Genomic DNA, 482 nt, shown 5'->3' with positions numbered 1-482 from the left:
AATGAATATTTGAAAAATGCTATTTTAATATGCTCATACCAAAACGATATAATTAAAAAGGCCATATCTGGTCCAATAACTAAAGCACTGGAGTATATAAAAGAAATAGCAAAAGAGAAGACCAAATTGGAAATAAGTTTTGTGTCCAATGAATTCTATGAAAAAAGTGGTAAATTGGATTGGGGGTTCAGTTATTATATTACTAAAAATCAAAAGACAATTCGGTTGAGTTATATATTCGATAACTGGGGACTAATGAATTTATATTATGGAATTTTTAAAGATGGAACCAGTCAGGGAATTGCTGTGACCTCTATTTTTAAAAATTCCAATGAGAACTGGCCTTGGGGATGGGATTGGGTATCGGATAAATATAAGAATTGGAGTGGAGAGTCTCTTTATAATATAATAGATGAACTATCCGATAATACCTATGACTCTTCTTCTTTTTGTAAAATCATACTTGACAGTATTCTAAAATC

At 30.5% G+C, this 482-nt stretch carries 1 protein-coding gene; it reads left to right on the top strand.

The window, feature by feature from the left end; translation table 11 throughout:
- Nucleotides 1–482, top strand: a 482-nt coding sequence (locus tag H6A61_RS15400; RefSeq protein WP_204394787.1) for a hypothetical protein, incomplete at both ends; no start/stop codon positions are given.

The organism is Bacteroides caecigallinarum (genome assembly GCF_016901995.1).
GTDB lineage: Bacteria > Bacteroidota > Bacteroidia > Bacteroidales > Bacteroidaceae > Phocaeicola > Phocaeicola cellulolyticus.
The sequence above is the reverse complement of the archived record's forward strand: the minus strand, read 5'-3'. Positions and strand labels throughout refer to the sequence as shown.